The 25,068-nt window shown below is 61.9% G+C and carries 24 protein-coding genes and 1 tRNA gene; 11 read left to right on the top strand and 14 right to left on the bottom strand.

The annotated features are described in order from the left end of the window. Positions 1 to 12 precede the first annotated feature (12 nt). The 4 genes from FHX14_RS04590 (at position 13) to FHX14_RS04575 (ending at position 3,120) form a co-directional block, all read left to right on the top strand. On the top strand, positions 13 to 825 hold the full coding sequence (locus FHX14_RS04590; RefSeq protein ID WP_003589726.1) for an amino acid ABC transporter permease: 813 nt from the start codon (positions 13 to 15) through the stop codon (positions 823 to 825). Positions 826 to 859: 34 nt separating this feature from the next. Then, a complete protein-coding gene (locus tag FHX14_RS04585; RefSeq protein ID WP_164918664.1) occupies positions 860 to 1,024 on the top strand; it encodes a hypothetical protein in 165 nt (54 codons plus the stop codon). Between the two features lie 75 nt (positions 1,025 to 1,099). Further along, positions 1,100 to 2,509: a 3-isopropylmalate dehydratase large subunit gene (leuC, locus tag FHX14_RS04580; protein WP_184376436.1), complete on the top strand. Its 1,410-nt coding sequence runs from the start codon at positions 1,100 to 1,102 to the stop codon at positions 2,507 to 2,509. Positions 2,510 to 2,766: 257 nt separating this feature from the next. Next, entirely contained in the window at positions 2,767 to 3,120 is a 354-nt protein-coding gene (locus tag FHX14_RS04575; RefSeq protein ID WP_184376541.1) for a cell surface protein, read from the top strand. Positions 3,121 to 3,322: 202 nt separating this feature from the next. Here FHX14_RS04575 and FHX14_RS04570 read toward each other — a convergent pair whose 3' ends face one another. Then, entirely contained in the window at positions 3,323 to 4,153 is an 831-nt protein-coding gene (locus FHX14_RS04570) for an aldo/keto reductase (RefSeq protein ID WP_184376435.1), read from the bottom strand. Positions 4,154 to 4,282: 129 nt separating this feature from the next. Continuing rightward, complete coding sequence (locus FHX14_RS04565; protein WP_184376434.1) at positions 4,283 to 4,804, bottom strand: L,D-transpeptidase; 522 nt, start codon at positions 4,802 to 4,804, stop codon at positions 4,283 to 4,285. 167 nt (positions 4,805 to 4,971) lie between these two features. On the opposite strand from FHX14_RS04565, the gene FHX14_RS04560 reads away from it, so the two are divergent. Together FHX14_RS04560 and FHX14_RS04555 are read left to right on the top strand one after the other, a co-directional pair. Further along, on the top strand, positions 4,972 to 5,655 hold the full coding sequence (locus tag FHX14_RS04560) for a response regulator transcription factor (protein WP_003582964.1): 684 nt from the start codon (positions 4,972 to 4,974) through the stop codon (positions 5,653 to 5,655). A gap of 114 nt (positions 5,656 to 5,769) precedes the next feature. After that, positions 5,770 to 6,225 carry a cyclic nucleotide-binding domain-containing protein gene (locus FHX14_RS04555; protein WP_003589718.1) on the top strand — a complete coding sequence of 152 codons (456 nt, stop codon included), beginning with the start codon at positions 5,770 to 5,772 and terminating at the stop codon, positions 6,223 to 6,225. Between the two features lie 32 nt (positions 6,226 to 6,257). On the opposite strand, the gene FHX14_RS04550 is transcribed toward FHX14_RS04555, so the two are convergent. The 7 genes from FHX14_RS04550 to tesB form a co-directional block, all read right to left on the bottom strand. Next, positions 6,258 to 7,043 carry an ATP-grasp domain-containing protein gene (locus FHX14_RS04550; protein WP_003589717.1) on the bottom strand — a complete coding sequence of 262 codons (786 nt, stop codon included), beginning with the start codon at positions 7,041 to 7,043 and terminating at the stop codon, positions 6,258 to 6,260. Then, on the bottom strand, positions 7,043 to 7,846 hold the full coding sequence (locus tag FHX14_RS04545; protein ID WP_003589715.1) for an exodeoxyribonuclease III: 804 nt from the start codon (positions 7,844 to 7,846) through the stop codon (positions 7,043 to 7,045). The genes FHX14_RS04550 and FHX14_RS04545 overlap by 1 nt, the downstream gene beginning before the upstream one ends. Before the next feature lie 101 nt (positions 7,847 to 7,947). Next, a complete protein-coding gene (locus FHX14_RS04540; RefSeq protein WP_003589714.1) occupies positions 7,948 to 8,616 on the bottom strand; it encodes an outer membrane lipoprotein carrier protein LolA in 669 nt (222 codons plus the stop codon). A 141-nt stretch (positions 8,617 to 8,757) separates the two neighbouring features. After that, complete coding sequence (locus FHX14_RS04535; RefSeq protein ID WP_184376433.1) at positions 8,758 to 11,445, bottom strand: DNA translocase FtsK; 2,688 nt, start codon at positions 11,443 to 11,445, stop codon at positions 8,758 to 8,760. Between the two features lie 281 nt (positions 11,446 to 11,726). Beyond that, complete coding sequence (locus FHX14_RS04530; protein WP_003589710.1) at positions 11,727 to 13,160, bottom strand: ammonium transporter; 1,434 nt, start codon at positions 13,158 to 13,160, stop codon at positions 11,727 to 11,729. Positions 13,161 to 13,185: 25 nt separating this feature from the next. Then, positions 13,186 to 13,536, bottom strand: a complete 351-nt coding sequence (locus FHX14_RS04525; RefSeq protein ID WP_003543684.1) for a P-II family nitrogen regulator — start codon at positions 13,534 to 13,536, stop codon at positions 13,186 to 13,188. A gap of 210 nt (positions 13,537 to 13,746) precedes the next feature. Then, a complete protein-coding gene (tesB, locus tag FHX14_RS04520; RefSeq protein ID WP_184376432.1) occupies positions 13,747 to 14,631 on the bottom strand; it encodes an acyl-CoA thioesterase II in 885 nt (294 codons plus the stop codon). Between the two features lie 84 nt (positions 14,632 to 14,715). On the opposite strand from tesB, the gene FHX14_RS04515 reads away from it, so the two are divergent. Further along, positions 14,716 to 15,930, top strand: a complete 1,215-nt coding sequence (locus FHX14_RS04515) for a ubiquinone biosynthesis hydroxylase (protein ID WP_184376431.1) — start codon at positions 14,716 to 14,718, stop codon at positions 15,928 to 15,930. Between the two features lie 19 nt (positions 15,931 to 15,949). On the opposite strand, the gene FHX14_RS04510 is transcribed toward FHX14_RS04515, so the two are convergent. The 4 genes from FHX14_RS04510 to FHX14_RS04495 form a co-directional block, all read right to left on the bottom strand. Beyond that, a complete protein-coding gene (locus tag FHX14_RS04510) occupies positions 15,950 to 16,138 on the bottom strand; it encodes a Trm112 family protein (protein WP_003589705.1) in 189 nt (62 codons plus the stop codon). Positions 16,139 to 16,147: 9 nt separating this feature from the next. Beyond that, a complete protein-coding gene (locus FHX14_RS04505) occupies positions 16,148 to 16,834 on the bottom strand; it encodes an LON peptidase substrate-binding domain-containing protein (protein WP_184376540.1) in 687 nt (228 codons plus the stop codon). A 178-nt stretch (positions 16,835 to 17,012) separates the two neighbouring features. After that, positions 17,013 to 17,987: a thioredoxin gene (trxA, locus tag FHX14_RS04500; RefSeq protein WP_003589702.1), complete on the bottom strand. Its 975-nt coding sequence runs from the start codon at positions 17,985 to 17,987 to the stop codon at positions 17,013 to 17,015. A 56-nt stretch (positions 17,988 to 18,043) separates the two neighbouring features. Beyond that, positions 18,044 to 18,553 carry a prolyl-tRNA synthetase associated domain-containing protein gene (locus FHX14_RS04495; protein WP_054182521.1) on the bottom strand — a complete coding sequence of 170 codons (510 nt, stop codon included), beginning with the start codon at positions 18,551 to 18,553 and terminating at the stop codon, positions 18,044 to 18,046. A 256-nt stretch (positions 18,554 to 18,809) separates the two neighbouring features. Here FHX14_RS04495 and FHX14_RS04490 point away from each other — a divergent pair. After that, positions 18,810 to 18,884: transfer RNA gene (locus FHX14_RS04490), tRNA-Gly, on the top strand. Between the two features lie 129 nt (positions 18,885 to 19,013). Here the strand turns inward: FHX14_RS04490 and FHX14_RS04485 are convergent. Further along, on the bottom strand, positions 19,014 to 19,913 hold the full coding sequence (locus tag FHX14_RS04485) for an HNH endonuclease (protein WP_012559280.1): 900 nt from the start codon (positions 19,911 to 19,913) through the stop codon (positions 19,014 to 19,016). 258 nt (positions 19,914 to 20,171) lie between these two features. Between FHX14_RS04485 and FHX14_RS04480 the strand changes: the two genes are divergently transcribed. From FHX14_RS04480 to FHX14_RS04470, 3 genes are all read left to right on the top strand, one after another. After that, a complete protein-coding gene (locus FHX14_RS04480) occupies positions 20,172 to 21,614 on the top strand; it encodes a M81 family metallopeptidase (RefSeq protein WP_184376430.1) in 1,443 nt (480 codons plus the stop codon). A gap of 71 nt (positions 21,615 to 21,685) precedes the next feature. Then, positions 21,686 to 23,467: a gamma-glutamyltransferase family protein gene (locus FHX14_RS04475; RefSeq protein ID WP_184376429.1), complete on the top strand. Its 1,782-nt coding sequence runs from the start codon at positions 21,686 to 21,688 to the stop codon at positions 23,465 to 23,467. Between the two features lie 266 nt (positions 23,468 to 23,733). Further along, a complete protein-coding gene (locus FHX14_RS04470; RefSeq protein WP_184376428.1) occupies positions 23,734 to 25,068 on the top strand; it encodes a glucoamylase family protein in 1,335 nt (444 codons plus the stop codon).

Genomic DNA, 25,068 nt, shown 5'->3' with positions numbered 1-25,068 from the left:
GAGCCATTGCTGATGGCTTTGCGACCATCTCCCGACAGACACGTCAAGGACGACTATCCCTGGTGGCTGGTCGCGCTCGTCGCGATCGGCGTCATCCTTGCCGCCGTCATCGTCACCAACGATATCTACGCCCAGGTTTTCCGCACCGTCGTCAACGGCGTCGGCATCACCGTCTTCGTGACGCTGGTCGCCTTCGTGCTCGCCACCGTGCTCGGTCTCGGCATCTGCCTGCTCGGCATGGCCGACAGCCAGATCGCGCGGCAGATCGCGCGTTTCTATATCGAGATCATCCGCGGCATCCCGATCCTCGTGCTCTTGTTCTACGTCGCCTTCGTCGGCGCCCCGGCCCTGGTTGCCGGCTATAATTTTCTGATTTCGCCGCTGGTGAGTTCAGGCATGGCCGAGCCCATCCTGGTGCGCGATCTCTCGTTGATGTGGCGGGCGATCATCGCGCTGACGATCGGTTATTCCTCCTTCATCGCCGAAATCTTCCGGGCCGGCTTCCAGTCGGTCGATCTCGGCCAGATCGAGGCGGCCAAGGCGCTCGGCCTTTCCCGCTACCGGCGCTTCCGCTCCGTCGTCTTCCCGCAGGCGATCCGGGTGATCTTCCCGCCGCTTTCCAACGATTTCGTTTCGATGGTGAAGGATTCATCGCTCGTCTCCGTGCTCGGCGTCGCCGACATCACCCAGATGGGCAAGGTCTATGCCGCCGGCTCCTTCCGCTTCTTCGAGACCTATTCGATCGTCACCTACATCTACCTGATCCTGACGATCGGCCTGTCGCTGGCGCTGCGGCGGACGGAGAAATGGATGAAGTCGCGGTAAAGGGTGGCACGCTGAGCAGGCGGCGGACGGGCTGTTGATGATTCAAATTGAAGCCGCCGCGAAAAATCGTTATATGCAGGCAATGGAATCTAAGTTCAGATGCACAGGCGCGCATATTTTCGTGCTGCAGGACCATTATCGCCTGCCGGCGCGGTTCTTTGCATGCGTGTCCGGTGCGCTCAACAGCCGACTTCGTTGATCGAATGACGGCCGGCGGAGCTTGATCCGCTTTTTACTCGATTTCCCAAAAGCATCCAAAAACGGACTTAACGCCATGAGCGCACCGCGTACCCTCTACGACAAGATCTGGGACGATCACCTGGTCGACGAACAGCCGGACGGCACCTGTCTTCTCTACATCGACCGCCATCTGGTCCACGAAGTCACCTCGCCGCAGGCGTTCGAAGGCCTGCGGATGACCGGCCGCAAGGTTCGCGCCCCGGAAAAGACGCTTGCCGTCGTCGACCACAACGTTCCGACCTCGCCCGACCGCCATCTCGGCATCAAGAACGAGGAAAGCCGCATCCAGGTGGAAGCGCTGGCGACCAACGCCGCCGAATTCGGCGTCGAATATTATTCGGCAAGCGACAAGCGCCAGGGCATCGTTCACATCGTCGGCCCGGAACAGGGTTTCACCCTGCCCGGCATGACCATCGTCTGCGGTGACAGCCACACCTCGACGCACGGCGCCTTCGGCGCGCTGGCGCACGGCATCGGCACCTCCGAGGTCGAGCATGTGCTGGCGACCCAGACACTGATCCAGAAGAAGGCGAAGAACATGCTGGTGCGTGTCGACGGCCTGCTGCCGCCGCACGTCACCGCCAAGGACATCATCCTCGCCATCATCGGCGAAATCGGCACCGCCGGCGGCACCGGCCACGTCATCGAATTTGCCGGCGAAGCGATCCGCTCGCTGTCGATGGAAGGCCGCATGACCATCTGCAACATGACGATCGAAGGCGGCGCCCGCGCCGGCCTGATCGCCCCTGACGAAAAGACCTTCGAATACATCAAGGGCAAGCCGCGCGCGCCGAAGGGCGAAGCGCTGGAACAGGCGATCACCTACTGGAAGACGCTGCAGACCGACGAGGGCGCGCATTACGACCGCGTCGTCGTGCTCGATGCCGCCAGCCTGCCGCCGATCGTCTCCTGGGGCTCCTCGCCCGAGGACGTCATCTCCGTCCAGGGCATCGTCCCGAATCCCGACGACATCCAGGACGAGACCAAGCGCACCTCCAAATGGCGCGCCCTTGACTATATGGGTCTGAAGCCCGGCACCAAGATGACCGACATCACGCTTGACCGCGTCTTCATCGGCTCCTGCACCAACGGCCGCATCGAGGATCTGCGCGAAGTCGCCAAGGTGGTCGAAGGCAAGACGGTTGCTTCAACCGTCGATGCGATGATCGTTCCGGGCTCCGGCCTCGTCAAGGAGCAGGCGGAAGCCGAAGGCCTCGACAAGATCTTCAAGGCCGCCGGTTTTGACTGGCGCGAGCCGGGCTGCTCCATGTGCCTCGCGATGAACGACGACCGCCTGAAGCCGGGCGAGCGCTGCGCGTCCACCTCGAACCGCAACTTCGAGGGCCGCCAGGGCTTCAAGGGCCGCACGCACCTGGTTTCGCCGGCAATGGCCGCGGCCGCAGCGATCGCCGGTCACTTCGTCGACATCCGCGAGTGGAACTGATCCGTCGTCCGACGGAAGAAAATGAAAACCGCCCGATGCGCTCTGCGCATCGGGCGGTTTTGCTTTTCATGGCGGCGGTGCTTCCCCATCCCGCTGTCATTCAACGGGTAAGCCCGTTTGTGCATCGCCCGTCGTCCCGATTTCATCCGTTCGGGCAATCGACATCCAGGAGCGCCTGTGGCCTCATTTATATGTGGCGCGATACGCGACAGATACCGTTCCGGCTTCGGCAAACACGCGCCATCGAGGGAATGGCCATGAGGCAGAAAATGGTACGGAGTTTACTGCAAGCCAGCCTGATCGTCTTTGCATCCCTGACTTCGATCGACGCCGCCGGCGCCGGAACGATCCATCCGGCGATGCCGGTCATGACCGCGTCCGGCCTGCTGCAGCAGGTCGCGCAAAACAAGATCCCGTCCCTCAGCGGCTATCGCGGCTATGGCAGCGCCCGGCCCGGCTATAGCAAGAGCTCGAACGGCTATTGGTACCCTGCGCGGGCTTTCAACGCTTCTGACGAATATACCGGCTCGATCGGACGGCCGCAGCGCATGCGCAATAGCTGCGACTTCGGCTTTGCCCCGACAAACGGATCGTCGAATTGCAATTATTGACCGCAAACTGCATGCCCAGTTATGCGGTGGTGGTCGCGGGTGATTTCCTCCCCCGAGACCGCCGCCGACAATTGTTTTAATGCATGTCGCCCGGAAGTGTGAAGCGGTTCCGGGATAACGACATGCATCAAACCAAAGAGCTAAAGCGCGTCGCATGAATCCCGTCTAATGCGACGCGCTTTAGCGATGATCGCAACGGCGATCAGAAAGTCGCCGTCATCGGATCCGGTCCCATGCGGGCGCCGGCGCTGTCGAGCCTGGCGACCGCCGCCATATCGTCGGCATCGAGCTTGAAGTTGAACACCTGGAAATTCTCCTCGATGCGCGACGGCGTCACCGACTTCGGGATGACGACGAGGCCGGTATCGAGGTGCCAGCGGATGATGACCTGGGCCGGCGTCTTCCGATGTTTTCGGGCGATCTCACCGATCACAGGGTTCGAGATGAACTGGCCCTGGCCGAGCGGGCTCCAGGATTCGGTGGCGATACCAAGTTTCCTGTGCACCTCCTGCGCCGCCTTCTGCTGAAAGTCGGGATGCAGCTCGATCTGGTTGATAACGGGAACGACGCCAGTCTCGCCGATGATGCGCTCCAGATGTTCGGGACAAAAGTTCGACACGCCGATCGAGCGGGCGCGGCCCTCTTCGCGGATGCGCACGAAAGCCTTCCAGGTCTCGGTATAGAGGTCGCGATGCGGCGACGGCCAGTGAACGAGATAGAGGTCGACATAGTCGGAACCGAGTTTCTTCAGGCTGCCGTCGAAGGCGCGTAGCGTGTTGTCGTAGCCCTGATCGGTGTTTCTGAGCTTGGTGGTGACGAAGATGTCCTTGCGGTCGAGGCCGGAAGAGCGGATGCCTTCGCCGACACCCTCTTCATTGTCGTAGCCGGACGCCGTATCGATATGGCGGTAGCCGGCGGCGATCGCGGTACGCACCGTCGGAGCGGCAATCTCCTGCGGCGTCTGCCAGACGCCGAGCCCGACCTGAGGAATGGAATGTCCGTCATGGAAAGTGATGATGGGTTGAGCGGCCACGATATATCTCCGGGAGTTTGAAGAATTGGACGCGGCATGGATTGCGCCCGCACTTGGGCGTCCCGGGACGCATTTCAGCCGGAGCGTCCGGTCACCGGAAACATATAGGCGGCCGCATCCGGAAGACAATCAGAGGACCCGGACAATCGTGCCCTTCCGAAGGTGCGGCAGAAGCCGGCGCATGTCGGCGAGGCTTACCGCCACGCAGCCGGCCGTCGGCTCGTAGCCCGGCCGGATGAGATGGAAGAAGATCGCCGAGCCGCGATTGCGCGCCCGCGAGGAGATGTTCCAATCCATCACCAGGCAGACATCGTAGAGCCCGTCGCTACGCCGCATCTCCTCATGGCTTGCGTCGAACGGCGCCCGGACGAGGCGGTTATAGTTGGCGTTTCCGGGCTGATCGCACCAGAGCATGTCGCCGCGGATGCGGCGGATGGGAAGCGGAGTGGCGAGCCGTCCGTTCCGCTCACCGCGCCGGAAGCCTGATATCAGCCGCATCGAGGCTATCGGTGTGGCGCCGTCGCCCTCGCGTTTGATCGCGGTGCGGCCGGAGCGGCCGATCGCGGCGGGGACGGTGATCGCCCCGAGCTGGACGATCGCCCGGCTTTTGCGCCCCGGCGCCGGCCGCACCACGATCGTCGACGGCTTCATCCCCGGCTCCCGCCTTGTTTTTTCCATTTTTCTCGCATGTCTTGCATTGTCTGGGGCTCCAATTGAAATCATATCAAAACCTGCGCGGCAACAGCCCGCCGCCCCATCCTTGCCAAACCAGGAATTTGGCGTAGGACTAGGGGACTTAACATGAGGAAAGCAAGGGCATGACCGCACGCACCATTCTTCTGGTGGATGACGACGATGACCTTCGTCAGACGCTGACGGAGCAATTGTCGCTGTATGAGGAATTTTCGGTTCTGCAGGAAGCCAACGCCGGCAAGGGTGTTGCAACCGCCCGCTCGACACCGGTCGATTTGTTGATCATGGATGTCGGCCTGCCCGATATGGACGGCCGCGAGGCGGTGAAGCTGCTGCGCAAAGGCGGCTTCAAGGCGCCGATCATCATGCTGACCGGCCACGATACCGATTCGGATACGATCCTCGGCCTCGAAGCCGGCGCCAACGATTATGTCACCAAGCCTTTCCGCTTCGCCGTGCTGCTCGCGCGCATCCGCGTGCAGCTGCGCCAGCACGAGCAGAGCGAGGACGCCACCTTCACCGTCGGCCCATACCTCTTCAAGCCGAGCCAGAAGCTGCTGACCACCGACAACGGCCAGAAGATCCGCCTGACGGAAAAGGAAGCGGCGATCATCCGCTACCTCTACCGCGCCGAACAGAAGGTCGTCACCCGCGACGTGCTTCTCGAAGAGGTCTGGGGCTATAACTCCGGCGTAACGACGCATACGCTGGAAACCCATGTCTACCGCCTGCGCCAGAAGATCGAACGCGATCCCTCTAATGCGGAAATCCTGGTGACGGAAAACGGCGGCTACAAGATCATACCCTAGGGCATTTCCGTTTTCTCAGAATACGAAAATGCTCTATCTCTTTGTTTTCACGCAATTCCGGAAGCAAGACCGCGACGCAGTTTTGCTGGGATTGCTCTAAGGCGAAAAGCCCGTATGGCGCTGACTGACGACATCCGCATGCTCGCGCAGCTTCCTTTGTTCAGGGATATGAACGAGGATCAGCTGCGGCTGATCGCCTTCGGCGCCGACCGGCGCTTGATCGCCGCCGGCCAGATGCTGTTTCGCCAGGGCTCGCCCGCCGAGAGCGCCTACGTGATCATCAGCGGCAGCCTGGAGCTGAGCGCGACGAGCAGCGACGGCATACAGAAGACAGAGGGGATCGCCGGTCCGGGAACGCTGGTGTCCGAGCTGGCGCTGGTCACGCTGGTGGAACGCAAATTCACCGCGGTCGCGCGCGAGGACACCAGCATCATCCGCATCACCCGTGCCCTCTTCCACCGGCTGATCGAAGAATATCCGGACGCAGCCCGGCTGATCGAGAACCGCATCCGCGACAACCTCGCCGAACTTGCCGCAAAGGCGGCAAGCCAGTTCTACCGCTTCAGCTGAGCACTGTTGGAGCGCATCGATAAAGCGCAAGCCTAATCGCGGGTGAGGCCGTCGATTGCCGCCGCAAGTGTCGCAAGATCTGCGGCGTAGAACCCGGCGGCATTGAGACAATTCGTCTCGAGCAGCTTCAGCCCCTCTTCGGTACGGCAAATATCGATGACATAGGCTGACGAGTAACCGGGATTGATATCCACCATGCGCTGCCCGAATTCCAGCGCATCGTCATCGATCTCATGGCGGTGGATGACACGCGATCCGTCCTTGTAGAGCGAATAGGTGACGATCCGATCGTTGACGGCCCAGAGACGCCATTCGCGCAAAATGCGGACAGGCTTGGTGAACATCAGCAGCGTGTCGTGGCGAAGCGATCCGGTCGGGATTTCATCCTCGTCAAGTGTGAGGACCCTCTCCGCCATACGGATGATCTCGCCCGTCGACTTCACGTTGCCGGGCTCCTCCTTGCTGTCGTCGACCGGGCGCAGGAACCATTCCCTTCCATCGTCGGTCAGACGGGCGGGAACGTCGCGGAGCGTCAGGAACAGCGCGTCGGCGCCGTTGAGGAGGTAGGGATGCCACGCCTCTTCCTGGACGAAGGGACGCAGCTTGAACACACCAGGCCAGTAACCGTTCGCCTCGGCATTCTTCCACAGCGAGTAGGATCCGAACATGACCACTGAGCCCGGGTCGGCGACAACGGGATCGGGAATAAGCTCGCCGACGAACGGAACGACCTTGTGCCAGGTGTAAGGGATATCGAGCCGGTCGAGTGCCTCGGCCAGCTTATGGGTGTCTTCGAACTCCTGGAGAAGCCACTGCATCAGAAATCGAAATGCGCCGTGACCGGCACATGATCCGAGGGCCGGTCCCAGCCGCGTGCCTCTTTCAGGATCTCGATGCGCTTGAGGTGCGGCCCGAGATCCGATGACGACCAGATATGGTCGAGACGGCGGCCGCGGTCGGCCGCCTCCCAGTCCTTGGCGCGGTAGCTCCACCAAGTATAGAGCTTCTCGCTTTCCGGCACATGCTGGCGCATGAGGTCGAGCCAGTTGCCGCGCTTCATCACCTCGAGCAGCCCGTCGGTTTCGACGGGCGTATGGCTGACGATCTTCAGCAGCTGCTTGTGCGACCACACATCGTGCTCCAGCGGCGCGATGTTGAGGTCGCCGACCAGAATGGCGGAGGTGTTGGCTTCGCCATTGGCTTTCAAGAGCTTCATCTCTTCGATGAAATCGAGCTTGTGGCCGAATTTCGGATTGATCGTGCGATCCGGCTCGTCGCCGCCAGCCGGGACGTAGAAATTATGCAGCCGTATCCGGCGGTTGCCGTGCTCGAAGATCGCCGAGATGTGGCGGGCATCGCCGACCCCACAATAATCCTGCCGGTGATCCTCCGTCAGCGGAATGCGCGAGGCGATCGCCACGCCGTGATAGCCTTTCTGGCCGTGGATGATGATGTGGTCGTAGCCCATCGCCCGCAGCGGCGCCGCCGGAAAGAGCTCGTTCGTCACCTTGGTTTCCTGCAGGCAGAGAATATCCGGCCGATGCTTGAGAACCAGCTGCTCGACGATCGGCATGCGCAGCCGCACCGAGTTGATGTTCCAGGTGGTGATCGACAAGCCCATATTCCCAGCCCTTTCATGCTTTCATGAAAGGGCTTTAGAACAAAGGTGGACAGGAGGGAACCGGCCGCGTGTAAAAGCCGCGGGCCATCAACCGAAAACCCTCAGTCGCGTGAGGCTGCCGTGCCCGGAATGCTCTCGTAAGGCACGCGGAACACGCGATCGTCGAACTGCATGCCTGTTTTGACGTTGAAGATCATCACCGACGTGTCCTTGCCCTGGTTGTCGGTGATCGTCCACTGACGCAGGTCGTAGGTCTTCGGGTCGAACATCATGGTGATCGTCGAATTGCCGAACACCGTATTGTTGCCGAGCGCGATCGTCGTCAGATCGGACTCTTCCTTCACGCGTTTCACCATGCCGGCCGACAGGTCGATATGCTGCGCCAGCAGCAGGCTGAGCGGCGTCTTGGAGAGCGGATAGAGATCCCAGGTCTTCAGCTTGGTATTGCCGATGGCGACGTTTTTGCCGTCGGCGATCACCCGCATCGGCGACGGGTCGTCATAGTTGAAGCGCAGTTTGCCGGGGCGCTGAATGAAGAACTTGCCGCCGGTCTGCTCACCGCGCGGGCCGAACTGCACGAATTCGCCCTGCATCGTCGTGACGCCGGAGAAATGGTCGGCGATCGCCTGCGCCGTGCCGGAGGCGGGAGCCGCCGCCTGCGCATGCGCGCCGAAGGGAATGGCGCTTGCCATCGCAGCGACCGCAAAGGCGCCGAGAAGATCGCGGCGCGTTACCGTCAGGCCGGAGAGGAAGGTGTCGGAGTTACTCATCTAAATCTCCTTTATGCGATCTGCATGCTGCCGAAAGGCGGCGTCTTCAAGGCGTTGCGATCGGGCCCGCGTGAGGTAACGGCTTGGCTGCCGTCAGGTTTCCGCAAAAGCGGTCCCCATCGGAAATATATGCCGATTATTTCAGCGGTCGAGGATGTCGCCTTCGGTCGGAACGAGAATTTCGCGTTTGCCGGCATGGTTGGCCGGCCCGATGATGCCTTCCTTCTCCATCCGCTCGATGAGCGAGGCGGCCCGGTTGTAGCCGATGCCGAGCCGGCGCTGGACGTAGGAGGTCGAGGCCTTGCCGTCCCGCAGCACGATGGCGACGGCCTGATCGTAAGGATCTTCCGAATCCGAAAGGTTCGACGTACCGGCAGGGCCGCCGCCACCGCCGCCGTAATCGCCATCCTCGTCGTCATCGGCAGTGATCGCATCGAGATATTGCGGCGAGCCCTGGGTCTTCAGGTAGGAGACGATCTCTTCCACCTCGACATCCGAGACGAACGGGCCGTGCACGCGCTGGATACGTCCGCCGCCCGCCATGTAGAGCATGTCGCCCATGCCGAGCAGCTGCTCGGCGCCCTGTTCGCCGAGAATGGTGCGGCTGTCGATCTTCGAGGTCACCTGGAAGGAGATGCGGGTCGGGAAGTTCGCCTTGATCGTGCCGGTGATGACGTCGACCGACGGGCGCTGCGTCGCCATGATCACGTGGATGCCGGCGGCGCGCGCCATTTGCGCCAGGCGCTGGACGGCGCCTTCGATATCCTTGCCGGCGACCATCATCAGGTCGGCCATCTCGTCGATGATGACGACGATATAGGGCATCGGCCTGAGATCGAATTCCTCCGTCTCGTACATTGCCTCGCCGGTGTGGCGGTCGAAGCCGGTCTGCACCGTGCGCGAGATCGCCTCGCCCTTCGACAAGGCCTGCTCGACGCGGGTGTTGAAGCCGTCGATGTTGCGGACACCAATCTTCGACATCTTCTTGTAGCGCTCTTCCATCTCGCGCACCGTCCATTTCAGCGCGACGACCGCCTTCTTCGGATCGGTGACGACGGGCGAAAGCAGATGCGGGATGCCGTCATAGACGGAAAGTTCGAGCATCTTCGGGTCGATCATGATCAGCCGGCACTGTTCCGGCGTCATGCGGTAGAGCAGCGACAGGATCATCGTGTTGATGGCGACCGACTTGCCCGAGCCGGTGGTGCCGGCGACGAGCAGATGCGGCATCTTGGCGAGGTCGGCGATGACAGCTTCGCCGCCGATCGTCTTGCCGAGCGCCATGGCGAGCTTGGCTTTGCTGCCGTCGAAATCGCGGGAAGCGATCAGTTCGCGGAGATAAACGGTCTCGCGCGTCTGGTTCGGCAATTCGATGCCGATCGCGTTGCGGCCGGGCACGACGGCAACACGGGCGGCAATGGCGCTCATCGAGCGGGCAATATCGTCGGCAAGGCCGATGACCCGCGACGACTTGATGCCGGGCGCCGGCTCCAATTCATAGAGCGTGACGACCGGACCGGGGCGGACATGGATGATCTCCCCCTTGACGCCGAAATCTTCGAGCACGCCTTCGAGCATGCGGGCGTTCTGCTCCAGCGCATCGGCCGAAAGCGTCGAATCGCGCACGACATTCTTCGGTTCGGCAAGCAGATGCATCGAGGGAAGCTGGAAACCTTCAGGACGAATGAACGAGCCCTGCGCCTCCCGCTCGACGCGGGCGCCGGGCTTCGGACGCGTGACGGCGGGAACGACGCGCGGCTCCTGTTTGCCGGCGGCTTTCGCCGGCGCGCGGATCATCCAGTCGTCGTCATCGTCGTCAGGCAGGATGTCGGCCGGGCGCGGCGGCATGTCGGGGTCGAAAGGCAGATCGTCGTCGTCATCCTCGTCATCGATCGAAAGCGACGGCGCCGCCACGATGCGGCGCGGCGAAGCCGACCTTGCTCCCATCGATGGCTCCAGCGACGGCTCCATCCGCTCGCCGCGCGCAGCCGGCGCCTTGGCGCGAACCGGTTCGTTCAGCGTGCCGAACTCGTCATCGTTGAAATCATAGGGGGATTCGAAATCGCCCTGGCGGCGCTTGCGCGGCCCCATGCCGAAGAGCCGGCGCAACCGCCCCTGGCTCATATACCAGGCATGCGTCACCGCGCCGCTGAGGGCGACCCAGCGGGACTCGTCCTCTTCGTCTTCGTCTCCGACGACGCGGGCCTTGCTTGTCGTCCCGACGTAATCTTCCTCGATCTCCTCCTCGGCCTCACTGCGGCCGACCAGACCCGAGGCGAAGAGCATCATCCAGGCGGTCGGCGCGGCAAAGATGCAGCCGACGACCATGGCGAAGGTGCCGGTGGGATAAGCGCCGACGAAGAGTGCGGGAAAACGCAGGATCATGTCGCCGACGACACCGCCGATGCCGTTCGGGATCGGCCAGGTGAGCGGCGGCGGAAAGCAGCCGATCACGGCGCAGGACAGCACCGTACCGGCAAGCCAGGCGCCGGCACGGGCGGGAATGCGGCTGAAGCGGCGGCCCGAGATCAGCGTCAGCGCCCAGGCGACGATCGGCAGCATCGAAACGACGCTGGCAAGGCCGAGGAACTGCATGACGATATCGGCAAAGGCGGCGCCGCTGTAACCGAGAATATTCGTCGGCAGGTTGGCCGTGGCATAGGAATAGCTCGGATCCGCGACGTTCCACGTCGCCAGCGCCGCGACGCAGAGCGCCAGCAGCAGAAAGATCGCAAAGCCGATGAGCGCCTGGATCTGCCGCAGCATGAATGCCGAGAAGGAGAACCGATCCGGACGGCCATCCATCGCCGGCGACGTGCTTCTTGCCATGTGTCTAACCCGTCCAATGCCTGAGGGCATGCGAATCACCGAAGCTTCGCCATGCCAAAATGCGTCCGCTCCACCTAATCAGAGCCGGGTTAAAGCGATGTTAACCATGCATGCCTGGACGGGCATTCCGGGCATGGAAATCAAAAAAAGCCCGAACCTGGAAAGGTTCGGGCCAAATGCGGTCTATGACAGCTTTTCCGGGTCTAACCCGGAAAAGCTCTAGATAGGCCGCGACGGGCCGTGAAGCGGCGCCCTTGTGCCGGGCGCCGCAAAGGCTGCGATCAAGAGGCGTGGTAGGCGGCTTCGCCGTGGGTCGAAAGGTCGAGACCTTCGCGCTCGGCTTCGACGCTCACGCGCAGGCCGATGACGACGTCGACGATCTTGTAGAGGATCGCCGAACCGATGCCCGACCACAGAAGCGTCGTCAGAACGCCCTTGGCCTGGGCCAAGACCTGGGTTGCCGTGCCGGCATAGGAGGCAGCGAAATCGGCCGTGGAATAATCGACAATGCCTGCACCGCCGAGCGCCGGGTTGACGAGGATACCGGTGCCGAGTGCGCCGAGGATACCGCCGACGCAATGCACGCCGAAGACGTCGAGGCTGTCGTCGTAGTTGAACTTGTTCTTGACGACGTCGACGAAGAAGTAGCAGACCGGCGAGACGATAAGGCCGAGAACGATCGAGCCCATCGGGCCGGCAAAACCGGCAGCCGGGGTGATGGCGACGAGACCGGCAACCGCACCGGAAGCGCCGCCGAGCATCGAAGCCTTGCCGCGGGTCAGGCTTTCGACAATGCACCAGGAGACGGCGGCAGCAGCCGTCGCGACGAAGGTGTTGATAAAGGCAAGCGAGGCGTAGCCATTGGCTTCGAGGTTGGAGCCGGCGTTGAAGCCGAACCAGCCGACCCAGAGCAGCGATGCGCCGACCATGGTCAGGGTCATCGAATGCGGAGCCATGATTTCCTTCTTATAGCCGGTGCGCTTGCCGAGCATGATGGCGCCGACCAGGCCGGCGATACCGGCATTGATGTGGACGACCGTGCCGCCGGCGAAGTCGATTGCGCCGTAGGAGAAGATCAGGCCGGCCGGCGAGGTGTAGGAGCTCGGACCGCCCCAGAACCAGACCATGTGCGCCATGGGGAAGTAGATGAAGGTGACCCAGAGCACGACGAAGAGCATGACGGCCGAGAACTTGATGCGCTCGGCGAATGCGCCGACGATCAGGCCGGGCGTGATGCAGGCGAAGGTCATCTGGAAGACGATGAAGGTGTATTCCGGAATGGCGACGCCCTTCGAGAAGGTTTCGGCGAGCGACGAGGTATTGACGCCGGCCAGGAACGCCTTTGAGAAGCCGCCGACGAAGCTGTTCAGCGAGCCGCCGTCGGTGAAGGCGAGCGAATAGCCGTAGGTGACCCAGAGCAGCGCCACGACGGCGGTGATCATGAACACCTGCATCAGCACGGAGAGCATGTTCTTGGCGCGCACGAGACCGCCGTAGAACAGCGCAAGGCCGGGGATGGTCATCAGCAGGACGAGTGCCGAGGAGATCAGCATCCAGGCATTGTCACCCTTGTCCATGGTGAAGGCAGGAGCGGCAGCAGCGGTGGTGGCGGCGGCGGGCGCAGCTTCCTGCGCGAAAGCGACAACCGGCGCCAGAAGCGCGGCCGACGTTGCGCAGATCAGCGCAAAGGGGGAAGAAAACTTCGAAATCGACATTGAAAAAAGCTCCTTGATCTGCCGCTTACAGCGCTTCTGAATCGGTTTCGCCGGTACGGATGCGCACGGCATGGTCGATCGAATAGACGAAAATCTTGCCGTCGCCGATCTGACCGGTCTTGGCCGACGCCGCGATGGCTTCGACCGCCCTGTCGACGAGTTCGGACGCAACGGCGATTTCGATCTTGAGCTTCGGCAGGAAGCTGACTGCATATTCGGTGCCGCGATAGATTTCGGTGTGCCCCTTCTGGCGCCCGTATCCCTTCACTTCGGTCACGGTCAGCCCCTGAATGCCGATCGCCGTAAGAGCTTCGCGGACCTCATCGAGCTTGAACGGCTTGATAATAGCCATCACAATTTTCATCTGGTTTCCCATCCTTCGTTATCCTCGGCACGGAGCCGACTCTCCTTGCCGCTGACGTTCCTGAACAGCGACCGGCGATATACATTCAAGGGACGTGCCAGATTCGAAGCGCGATATAACTTATTGAAAAATAACAATTATAATATGGAGAGCCAATAAACAGGCAAATGATTGGCCAATAAGCGCACAAATAATGCGCAAATTTTCAAAGATGCCTATTATTTATTCATTTGCCTTTTTCCGAATCAGACCTTCCTGCGCGACGGAGGCGATCAGCGCACCCGATCGGGCAAAGAGGCTGCCCCGGGTCAGCCCTCTAGCGCCCGAAGCCGAGGGGCTGTCCTGCGTATAGAGCAGCCAGTCGTCGAGCTTGCAGGGTCTGTGGAACCACATGGAATGATCGAGGCTCGCCACCTGCAGACTCTGGTCGAAGATGGAGGTGCCGTGTGCATAGAGCGAGGTATCGAGCAGGGTCATGTCCGAGAGATAGGCAAGAACCGCCGCCTGATAGAGCCGATCATCGGGAACCGGGCCAGTGGCGCGCACCCAGACATCCTGTTTGGGGTCGAGCTTCTTGTCGGAAAAATAATGCGTCAGCGAGACGGGACGGATTTCGATCGGCCGCTCGCGCTGCCAGTATTTTCGGATCGCCTCCGGCGCATGCGTCAGATACTGATCCTTGATCTGCTGTTCGCCGAGCAGCGCTTCCGGCATTTCGACCTCGGGCATGGCGATCTGGTGGTCGAAGCCCGGCTCCTCCACCTGGAAGGAAGCCGACAGCGTGAAGATCGCCTTGCCGTTCTGGATGGCGACGACGCGCCGGGTATTGAAGCTCGATCCGTCGCGGATCCGCTCCGCCTGATAGATGATCGGCACCGAGGGATCGCCCGGACGCATGAAATAAGCATGCAGCGAATGGACGAAACGCTCGCCCTCGATGGTGCGCTGCGCCGCCATCAGCGCCTGGCCGATCACCTGGCCGCCGAAGACCCGCTGCCAGCCGGCCTGCGGGCTGCGCCCGCGGAAGATATCGACTTCGATCGGCTCCAGGTCGAGCGTCGAAAGCAGCGTCTCCATCGCCGAAGGCCCTGATGTCTCGCGCGTCATTTTGCATGCCTCCCGGCGGTAGGAAGTGAAGTTGCGATGATCTATATAGGTCACATCTGAGGCACAAGGTAAGGGAGCGGCGCGATGCTGGATATGCTGGTTGTGGGCGGGGGTTATGTCGGCCTTTCCGCCGCTGTCGCGGTCAAGCAGGCAGCACCGCATCTCAACGTCGCGGTCGTCGAGGCGGCCCCCGAACATGTTTGGAAAAACGACACGCGCGCTTCGGCCGTCATTGCGGCGGCGGCAAAGATGCTGGAAATCTTCGGCATCTGGAACGAGATCGAGCCGGAGGCTCAGCCGATCACCAAGATGATCGTCACCGATTCCAAAACCTCCGATCCGGTCCGCCCGGTTTTTCTGACCTTCGACGGCGAAGTGGCCGAAGGCCGGCCTTTCGCCCACATGATCCCGAATGTGGCGATGGTCGCAGCCCTGCGCGGCGTCTGCGAACGCCTCGGCATCGACATCCGCCATGGGCTCGGCGCCACCGAGCTAAAGACCGAAGACAGCCATGTGACCGTCACGCTTTCGGACGGCAGCACGTTGGAGAGCCGGCTGCTGGTCGCCTGCGACGGCGTGCGCTCGAAACTGCGCGACCTCGCCGGCATCAAGACCGTCACCTGGGACTACGGCCAGTCGGGCATCGTTGCGACGGTCGAACATGAGCGGCCGCATGAGGGCTGCGCAGAAGAGCATTTCCTGCCGGCCGGCCCCTTTGCCATCCTGCCGCTCCGCAACAACCGCTCCTCGCTGGTCTGGACGGAGCGGACGCATGATGCGGACCGGCTGGTTGCCGCCGACGATCTGGTCTTCGAGGAGGAATTGGAGCGCCGCTTCGGCCACAAACTCGGGGCACTGAAGGTCATCGGCGACAAACGCGCCTTTCCGCTCGGCCTGACACTGGCGCGCGCCTTCGTTGCACCGCGTTTTGCGCTGGCCGGCGACGCCGCCCATGGCATTCACCCGATTTCGGGACAGGGCCTCAATCTCGGCTTCAAGGATGTGGCGGCACTTGCCGAAACGATCGTCGAGGCCGATCGCCTCGGCCTCGATATCGGCTCGATCAACATTCTCGAACGCTACCAGACCTGGCGCCGCTTCGACACGTTCCGGATGGGAATGACGACAGACGTGCTGAACCGGCTATTCTCCAACGACGCAACGCCGATCCGCATCGCCCGCGACATCGGCCTCGGCCTCGTCGACCGGCTGCCGCGCCTCAAATCCTTCTTCATCGGCCAGGCGGCCGGAACGACGGCAAAGGACAATCCGCGGCTGCTGGCCGGCCAAGCGATCTAAAACCCGATTTTCAGAGACGTTATTCGTCGAGGCGGCGGGCTTCAGAGACCAGCATGATCGGGATGCCGTCGCGGATCGGATAGGCAAGCCGCGCCTTTTCCGAGACAAGCTCATTGTGCTCGCGATCATAGGAAAGCCGGCCCTTGGAGAGCGGGCAGACCAGGAGATCGAGCAGCTTTGGATCGACGCGGCTGAGTTTTTCGTCCATGGCTGAAGTTTACTGCAGAACGGTGTCGGAGTCACCGAAGACGCGCGCCAGCACGATCTCGGTAATGGCGATCAGCGTTTCGGCCCGCGTCTTCAGATCGGGCGCCTCTAAGAGCGCCTGCTTTTCCGCCGGCCCGAACGGCGACATCATCGCCAGCGAATTGACGAGCGTCAGATTGCTCGCCCGCTCGACGCTCTCCCAGTCGGCTTCCAGCTTGTTGGCATCGAGATAGGCCTTGAAGGCGGTCAGAAGTGCTGCGCGATCGACCGCCTCCTCCTCGTTCGCGGCCGAGAGATCGGCGATGAACGGGGCGATCCGGAAGGTCCGGAAGGGATCGCTGGTGGTTTTCTCCTCCAGCAGCCGAAAGCGGCAGACGCCGGTCAGCGATGCGATATAGCGCCCGTCGCCGGTTTCGGCGAAGGAGGTGATGCGGCCGAGGCAGCCGACAGCGGCAAGGTTGGGATCGCCGCCCTTGTCCTCGTGTTCGCCGAGCGCCGGCTGGACCATGCCGATCAGCCGGTTTCCCATCAGTGCCGCATCCAGCATCGCCAGGTAACGCGGCTCGAAAATGTTGAGCGGAAGCTGCCCGGCCGGCAGAAGGAGGGCACCGGTCAGGGGGAAGACGGCGATTGTATCAGGCAGATCGCCCGGCTTCAGGTATCTGGCATTCCCGACTTGCATGAAACCGTCCCGCATTCTTGTAACGGGCATGCCCGTCCTGACGAGAATGTGGTGCCCGCGTCCGAAAACGCAAGGGCAGATGCGCGAAACTTAGTGCATACCCCGAAAATCGGAATCGACTTTCAACAGGATCGGACGCGGCTTCAAAGCGGCACAGCGCCTTGCCGCGCCCTATGGACGCAGCAGCAACCCCTTAAGAGAACAGCATCGCCGAAAGCTTGCGCCGGGCCGAAACCGTCGCCGGATCCTTGAAACCCCAGACCTCGAAGAACTGCAGCAGCTGGCGGCGGGCGCCGTCATCGTCAAAGGCGCGGTCCTTGCGCATGATCAGCAGCAGGTGCTCGGCCGCTTCGTCGCGCCGGCCTTCGACATTGAGGATCTTAGCAAGCTTCAGCCGCGCCTCGTGGTCGTCGGGATTGGCGGCAAGATCACGTTCGAGCGCAACGGGATCGCCGAGCTTGCGGGCTTCCTCGATCTGTTCGAGCTTTTTCAGCACCGCCTGGATGCCGGCGTCTTTCGCCAGCTCTTCCGGCAGATCCGTCAAAGTTTGGCGCGCCCGCTCATGCTGGTTTGCGGCGATCATGCATTCGGCCATTCCGGCAACCGCCTTGGCATTTTCGGGATCGGCCTGCATCACCGCGGCGTAGAGCTGGGCTGCCTCATTGATATTGCCGGCGGCCAGCAATTCTGCCGCTTCGGTGAGCACGGCCTCGATCTCGGCCGCCTCGTCGGCGCCGGCCGGACCGGCGATGCGGTCGATGAATTGCTGGATCTGGCTTTCCGGCACCGCGCCCATGAAACCGTCGGCGGGGCGGCCGTTGACGAAGGCGATGACGGCGGGGATAGACTGGATGCCGAGCTGTCCGGCGATCGAGGGATGGTCGTCGATATTCATCTTGACCAGCCGGACGCGGCCCTTGGCTTCGTTGACCACCTTCTCCAAAACAGGCGTCAGCTGTTTGCACGGTCCGCACCAGGGCGCCCAGAAATCGACCAGCACCGGCTGATTGCGCGATTCCTCGATGACGTCCTTGCCGAAATTCGCGGTCGTCGTATCGGTGATATAGCTGCCTGCCGCAGCGGCGGTTGCCGGCTGAGCGCCGAAGCTTGTCGTCGCCGTCATCTGATTTCCGAAGGAACCGTTGTAGGGGTTGTCGCTGCCGCTCATAGGTATCTCCCGCCGTGCCGATCCTGCCGGCCTCATTGTAGCGCTAAAATCGTATGTCAGGACGTCACTTTCAAGACAAGCGGCTTATGTCCGGTCGCCTCCATGAAACGGACGAGATCGCTGCTTGCAATCGATGTCGTCGCATCGTTGGAGAGCGGATGGCAGTTGAGGATCTCCTCGCGCATCAGATCGGCATCGAGCACGAAAGTGACATTCCCCGCCGTATCGTTGATCGCGCCGAAGGCGGTGACCGCGCCGGGGATGACGCCGAGATAGTCCATCAGCTTCTCCGCCCTGCCGAAGGAGACCCGTCCGGACCCGCCGATCAAATTATGCACCTGCTTGAGGTCGACCTCGGCATTTTCCTCGACGGTCAGCAGAAAATACCTGTCCTTCTTGTCCTTGATGAAGAGATTCTTGGTGTGGCCGCCGGGGATCTCATCGCGCAGCGCAACCGATTCGGCGACGGTGAAAACCGGCGCGTGATCGACCGTCTTATGAGCAATGCCGAGCCCGTCGAGGAAAGCGAACAGATCTTCTCTGGTCTTGGGGGTATTTTCGGACATCGGATAATCCATTGCGCAGGAGGGACAAAGTCGAGGCGTCCTGATTAAATCCGTCCCCAGCATTTGGCAATCTTCGCCACCGACGCTCTACCCCCGCATTTGCGGCCTTTCCGCCTGCCTCCTGCGACCTTGCGAATTTTTCTTCGCCTCTTCGTCATTTCCCTGTTGCATTTGAAAATCCGTTAGGCCATATAGCGCCCGTCGCCACGAGGCGGCGCCCACGGTCCAACAACTACCCCGGACCGATGCGGATTGAGCGGGTGTAGCTCAGGGGTAGAGCACAACCTTGCCAAGGTTGGGGTCGAGGGTTCGAATCCCTTCGCCCGCTCCAGTTTTCTCTCTTGTTCATACCGACGGCATGGGTACGGGACGTAGCCGAGATAGGGTGACGGCGTCGTGTGCGCTACCGCGCGGTTAGCTATCGTTCTGCAATCCCCGAGAAAATAAATAGCCGACGCATTTACTGCTTGAAGCAATGTTCGCGATGCCATTGCAGAAAATGCACATGCGGTCGTTCGAATGCGCGCCGGGGCATTATCGCGCGGCCGGTCTTGTTGATCAGGCCCCGTACCGCTTCGGGATCATTAACGTGTCGCGAGATGAGAATCTCCACATCATCAGACAGACCGATCAATCCTCGATCGAACATCCAATGGGCCGTGCCGGATAGGGCAATTCCGTTGCTGACGATATCGGGACCGCTCGCCTCGACCGGTCGGATATGCGCTGCATCGACCTCCGCCCGGCCTCCACCGTTGATAAGTTTGAGCCCGGTAATTGCGCAACGCTTGTCATAGGCGCGCAAGACGACCTGGCGGAACACTCGGTCTCGAACGATCCGTGACGCGATAAAACTCACACGATCGCGGCTCTGCTCGAATTGAAACGGTGCCTGCTCTTCCTCAAAGCCCGAGGGGGATGCGTTGGCGTCGACGCGCGGAAGCAGTGGCTCGCTGTTATCGAGGCCCAACGCAATGATCCTGCTGAAGTCGTTCGACGAAATCGCGCGAACAGCCGACTGCGCACGGCCGGAAATCCGGCCTTGCGCGTTCAGCACGCTACGCTCGACTACACCATCGGCTCCGCTGAATGGAACAAGGTTGACGAAGTCGAGATAACTTCCGGGTTCAATCAATGCCAGATACACGCCTGGCGCAGTGGGATCAGGAACGACCTGCTCAACCCTCGCCACAGCGAAATAACCTCGGGTCTCTGTCACCTTTCGAGGTTCGTAATAGATGATCCAGTCGCCGAGGCATGCCTGGACACGCCGGAGATACTGGCTTGGAAACTGATATCGCTCAGCCGGGCTGTCATCATAAATCGAATCTGAGCGGTGGATGAAGACCCCGAATCCCATGGTCGTCGTATAACATATCCGCTTTGGCTGCATAGGGCGCTGGCTGGGGCGGCACCGAAGCTTGATCAAGTTTGTAATTTATTTTGGTTGATTGCTTCGTCTGTAAACTTATTGTCGAGGCAAAGTGAACACGTCTTCGGATCGAGACCCCCATGTTCAGTTCAGCCCCTTCTGCCGCCGCCTCTCCTACCCTGACGCATCGGCGCCGACATTACCCATAAAATCCTGATCGCTCCCAAACATCAGCTGAGGTTTTTCATGCGCATTGCTGTCGGTGGCATTCATATCGAGTGCAGCACATACAATCCCGTGCTGAACGAGGAGAAGGATTTTCGGGTGCTGCGCGGCCAAGCCCTGCTGGAATCCCCCTACTTCGCCTTCCTGAAGGATTATGACGCCGAATTCCTGCCGACCATGCATGCCCGCGCCATTGCCGGCGGCCCGGTTTCACGCGCCACTTATGAGGCTTTCAAAAGCGAATTCCTCGAGCGGCTGAAGCCGATGCTGCCGCTCGACGGTCTCTATCTCGCCATGCATGGCGCCATGTATGTCGAGGGCATGGAGGATGCCGAAGGCGACTGGATTGGTGCTGCCCGTGCGCTGGTCGGCGAGGATTGCACGGTTTCGGCAAGCTACGACCTGCACGGCAACGTCACCCAGCGGATCATCGATGCGCTCGACATCTATTCCACCTATCGCACCGCGCCGCATATCGATGTTGAGGAGACGATGCGCCGTTCGGTCGCCATGCTGGTGAGGAGCCTGACAACCGGCGTGAGGCCCACCGTTCTCTGGTCGCCGATCCCGGTCGTGCTGCCCGGCGAGCGCACCAGCACCGTCGATGAGCCGGCTAAAAGCCTCTACGACATGCTGCCCGGCATCGACGCGATCGACGGCGTCTGGGATGCATCCTTGATGGTCGGCTACGTCTGGGCCGACGAACCGCGCGCCACGGCCGCCGCCATCATGACCGGCACTGATCGCGCCGTGCTGGAGCGTGAAGCCAAACGCCTCGCGAGCGCCTATTGGGATGCGCGCGAGGATTTCGTCTTCGGCTGCGAGACCGGCTCGGTCGAAGAATGTGTTGCGAAAGCCATCACAAGCCCGACCGCTCCTGTCGTGCTCGCCGAATCCGGCGACAACCCCACAGGCGGTGGCGTCGGTGACCGGGCCGACGTGCTGGCCGCGCTGATCGCCAGCGGGGCGACGGGCGTTGTTTTCGCCGGCATTGCCGACAAGGCGGCGACCGAGGCCTGTTATGCCGGCGGCATCGGCGCAGAACTCAATCTCAGCGTCGGCGCCTCACTCGACACCAAGGGCAGCCAACCGGTCATGGCCCGCGTCACCGTGAAATTCCTGCACGAAACGTCGGATCCGGCCGACCGCCAGGCGGTGGTTTCGACCGGTGGCATCGATCTCGTGCTCTCTGCCAAACGCCGGCCATACCACAACATCGTCGATTTCACCCGGCTCGGCCTTGATCCGCACGGCGCCAGGATCATCGTCGTCAAATCGGGTTATCTCTCGCCCGAGCTGGCGCCGATCGCCAATCCTAACCTGATGGCGCTCTCGACAGGTGTCGTCGACCAGTTCGTCGAGCGCCTGCCTCGGCTGCGCAAACAGCATTTAACCTACCCCTTCGAGAAGGATTTCGCCTTCGAGCCGCAGGTCTTCCTCTCCGCGCGCTCGGCGCACGCCTGAGCTTCGCGCCACCCGACTTCCTAGAAGAGACATTCGGCCAGAAAAGACATCCGGCCAGAAGGGCATCCCGAATGACCGAATTCACGACCCGTCCCGAAATCCTCGGCACCTTCGGTGTCGTTACCTCGACGCACTGGATTGGCTCGGCAGTCGGCATGAGCATTCTCGAAAAGGGCGGCAATGCCTTCGATGCCGCGGTGGCGACCGGATTCGTGCTGCAGATCGTCGAGCCGCATCTCTGCGGCCCGGGCGGCGACCTGCCCGCGGTGATCTATTCGAAGAAAAAGGACAAGGTCGAGGTCATCTCAGCCCAGGGGCCGGCACCCGCCGGCGCGACGATCGCGCATTATACCAGCGAAGGCCTGACGCTGATCCCCGGCGACGGCCTGCTTGCGACAGTCATCCCCGGCGCCTTCGACGGCTGGATGCTGATGCTGCGTGACTACGGCACGATGAGCGTGCGCGACGTCCTGGAACCGGCGATTTATTACGCCGAGCACGGCCATCCCCTGCTGCCGCGCGTCTCCGCGACCATCAAGGGGCTTGCCGCTTTCTTCGAAAAGGAATGGCCGACCTCCTACGCGACCTGGCTGCCTGGCGGCAGCGTCCCCGCGGGGCAAGCGAATTTCAGGAATCCGGTGCTTGCCGAAACCTGGAAGCGCGTCATTGCCGAAGCCGAGGCAAAAAGCGGCCGCGAGGCACAGGTGGAGGCGGCACGCGACGCCTTCTACCGCGGCTTCATCGCCGAAAAGATCGACACCTATCTGAAGACTGCCGAAGTGATGGATGCGAGCGGCAGCCGCCACAAAGGCGTGCTGACCGCCAACGACATGGCGACCTGGTCGGCAACGATCGAGGAGCCGCTGACCTATGACTATCACGGCTGGACCATTGCCAAGACCGGTCCCTGGGGCCAGGGTCCGGTCTTCCTGCAGGCCCTGTCGATCCTCAAGGGTTTCGATCTCGCCGCGATGGACCCTGTCGGCGCCGATTTCGTCCATACCGTTACCGAGGCGATGAAGCTCGCCTTCGCCGACCGCGAGGTCTATTACGGCGATCCCGATTTTTCCGAGGTCCCGGTCGCGCATCTGCTGTCGGATGCCTATGCGAGCGAGCGCCGCAAGCTGATCCGCGCCGACGCATCCTTCGATCTTCGCCCCGGCATCGTTCCAGGCTTCGAGGCGCAGCATGATCTGACGATGACGATGCTTGGCGCCGCTTCCGGGACCGGCACGGTCTACGAGCCGACCATGGCGCATCTGGAAAAACGCGGCGACACCGTGCATATCGACGTGATCGACCGCGACGGCAACATGGTCTCCGTCACCCCCTCCGGCGGCTGGCTGCAGTCTTCACCGACCGTTCCCGGCCTCGGCTTCTGCCTCAATTCTCGCGCCCAGATGTTCTGGCTGAAGCCGGGACTGCCGACCTCGCTGGCGCCGGGAAAGCGTCCGCGCACGACGCTGACGCCTTCGCTCGGCCTTTACGAGGGCCGCCCGACCCTGGCCTTCGGCACGCCGGGCGGCGACCAGCAGGAACAATGGCAGCTCTCCTTCTTCCTGCGCCATGTCAATCACCAGCTGAACCTGCAGGCAGCAATCGATCAGCCGCTGTTTCACACCGCCCATTTTCCGAGCTCCTTCTATCCGCGCACCCGCGAACCCGGCAGCCTGATGGCGGAAGCGAATTTCGGCCCCGTTGTGCTCGATGCGCTCACCCGCAAGGGCCACAAGCTGACGGTCACCGATCCCTGGACCATCGGCCGGCTGACCGCAGCGCGGCGCGATGCCGACGGGCTGCTGCGCGCCGCGGCCACCCCGCGCCTCATGCAGGCCTATGCGGTCGGACGATAGCGCCTGAGCGCGCGTCGTCGACCGCTTCCAAGAGGGGTGGAGGCAATAAGTATTACGGGAAAATAACCCGGGCCGGTGGTGCGCGACCGGCTCTTTTTGCTGCACCGCTTATATGACTTCTGCTAGATATTATTTCACCAATAATTATTAACGACCAATTCCGCCCATTTGTGTTCTCTTATCCCTGCGAATCAAAAAGGTTTGATTTGCCCGGGGACGGCCGCCATGTTCAAGCATGGGGCGATGCAACAGTTGGGTAGGAGCCTATGCTGCAACGGATTGAAGACATTGATGCAGCACTCATCGACAGGCTGCAGCATTCGGCATTCAAGTATTTCCTGAAATATTCCAATCCCGAAAATGGCCTGGTGGCCGATACCTCGATCGGCGGCGTGCCGGCAAGCATCGCAGCCGTCGGCTTTGCCCTCTCCTCCTATCCCGTCGGTGTCGAGCGTTGCTGGATCACCCGCAGGGAAGCCGCCGAACGCGTGGTCAATACGCTGCGTTTCTTCGCCGAGGCGCGCCAGGGCGAGGAACGTCACGCCACAGGGTATCGCGGCTTCTTCTACCACTTCCTGCACATGGATACCGGCAATCGCGCCTGGAACAGCGAACTTTCGACCATCGACACGGCGCTGCTCGTCGCCGGCATCCTGACGGCAGCACAGTATTTCGATCGCGAAGACGACGAGACAGAAACGGAAATCCGCGAGCTCGCGACCTTCATCTACGAGCGCGTCGACTGGCGCTGGGCGCTGAACAAGGGCGATACCATTGCCATGGGCTGGAAGCCCTCCTCCGGCTTCCTGCGCTGGCGCTATCACGGCTTCGACGAAGCAATCATCCTCTATGCCCTGGCGCTCGCCTCGCCGACACACCCGATCCCGCAATCGTGCTACGACGCCTTTACGTCGAGCTATTCATGGATGATGCACGGCGAACAGCCCTATCTCTATGCCGGGCCGCTGTTCATCCATCTCTTCTCCCACGCCTGGATTGATTTCCGCGGCATCCGGGACAGACCGATGGCCGAACGGAACTGGGATTATTTCCGCAACACGCAGGTCGTCATCAACGTCCAGCGTGATTATGCCGAGCGCAATCCCGGCCAGTTCGTCGGCTATAACAGAAATATCTGGGGCTTTTCCGCCTGCGACGGTCCGCCGCCGACACGGCGCATGCGCGGCGGCCGCCAGCCGAAGGTTCTGGGTTATGCCGCCCGCGGCGCGCCGCTCGGCCCGGACGACGGCACGATCGCACCCTGGGCGGCCCTTGCCTGCCTGCCCTATGACCGGCAGGCAGCTCTGGACGGCACCAAGGCTCTGCTGACCAACTATCCGAACCTGCTCCTGGAAGGCGGCTTTCCCGGCGGCTTCAACCCGACGGTCAAGACCAAGCGGCCGGAAGGCTGGGTCGACGACCGCACCGTCGGCATCGACCAGGGTCTTGTGGTCATGACCATCGAGAACGAGCGCTCCGACTTCATCTGGAAGCTGATGCGGCAATCGCCGGCCATCCGCCTCGGGCTCGAGCGCGCCGGCTTCACCGGCGGCTGGCTCGAAGGTATCGAGCCGGAAGAAGTGGTGCGCAAGTTCGGCTGA

Origin of the sequence: Rhizobium sp. BK619 (assembly GCF_014195245.1) — a bacterium.
Classification (GTDB): Bacteria; Pseudomonadota; Alphaproteobacteria; order Rhizobiales; family Rhizobiaceae; genus Rhizobium; species Rhizobium acidisoli.
This window is presented reverse-complemented; position numbering and strand designations above follow the sequence as displayed.